Below are 1,514 nucleotides of genomic sequence, written 5' to 3' on the forward strand. Positions count from 1 at the left end.
CGAGAACCGATGACGAGCGTTCTTTTAGAATGCGAAGTGGTTGATGCCCTGCTTCCAGGAAAAGCCTCTAAGCTTCAGGTAATCAGGAACCGTACCCCAAACCGACACAGGTGGTCGGGTAGAGAATACCAAGGCGCTTGAGAGAACTCGGGTGAAGGAACTAGGCAAAATGGCACCGTAACTTCGGGAGAAGGTGCGCCGGTGAGGGTGAAGGATTTACTCCGTAAGCCCATGCCGGTCGAAGATACCAGGCCGCTGCGACTGTTTATTAAAAACACAGCACTCTGCAAACACGAAAGTGGACGTATAGGGTGTGACGCCTGCCCGGTGCCGGAAGGTTAATTGATGGGGTTAGCGCAAGCGAAGCTCTTGATCGAAGCCCCGGTAAACGGCGGCCGTAACTATAACGGTCCTAAGGTAGCGAAATTCCTTGTCGGGTAAGTTCCGACCTGCACGAATGGCGTAACGATGGCGGCGCTGTCTCCACCCGAGACTCAGTGAAATTGAAATCGCTGTGAAGATGCAGTGTATCCGCGGCTAGACGGAAAGACCCCGTGAACCTTTACTGTAGCTTTGCACTGGACTTTGAGCCTGCTTGTGTAGGATAGGTGGGAGGCTTTGAAGCGTGGACGCCAGTTTGCGTGGAGCCATCCTTGAAATACCACCCTGGCATGCTTGAGGTTCTAACTCTGGTCCGTGATCCGGATCGAGGACAGTGTATGGTGGGCAGTTTGACTGGGGCGGTCTCCTCCCAAAGAGTAACGGAGGAGTACGAAGGTGCGCTCAGACCGGTCGGAAATCGGTCGCAGAGTATAAAGGCAAAAGCGCGCTTGACTGCGAGACAGACACGTCGAGCAGGTACGAAAGTAGGTCTTAGTGATCCGGTGGTTCTGTATGGAAGGGCCATCGCTCAACGGATAAAAGGTACTCCGGGGATAACAGGCTGATACCGCCCAAGAGTTCATATCGACGGCGGTGTTTGGCACCTCGATGTCGGCTCATCACATCCTGGGGCTGAAGCCGGTCCCAAGGGTATGGCTGTTCGCCATTTAAAGTGGTACGCGAGCTGGGTTTAGAACGTCGTGAGACAGTTCGGTCCCTATCTGCCGTGGACGTTTGAGATTTGAGAGGGGCTGACCTTAGTACGAGAGGACCGGGTTGGACGAACCTCTGGTGTTCCGGTTGTCACGCCAGTGGCACTGCCGGGTAGCTACGTTCGGAAAAGATAACCGCTGAAAGCATCTAAGCGGGAAACTTGCCTCAAGATGAGATCTCACTGGAGCCTCGAGCTCCCTGAAGGGCCGTCGAAGACCACGACGTTGATAGGTGGGGTGTGTAAGCGTTGTGAGGCGTTGAGCTAACCCATACTAATTGCCCGTGAGGCTTGACCATATAACACCCAAACAATCTGGCCGACCGGAAAGATCGGCACAGCGGGTGAGGTCGAAGCCGACTGAACCGAAAATTCGGCTGAACCGCAAAGCCACCGAGACACAGACATCACATGCCCGATT

At 54.4% G+C, this 1,514-nt stretch carries 1 rRNA gene; it reads left to right on the plus strand.

Annotation, left to right across the window (positions count from 1 at the left end):
• Window positions 1–1,392: ribosomal RNA gene (locus ACYVD0_RS13260) — 23S ribosomal RNA — on the plus strand; the annotation flags it as partial.
• Between the last annotated feature and the right edge of the window lie 122 nt (window positions 1,393–1,514).

This window comes from Azotobacter armeniacus (assembly GCF_054779355.1).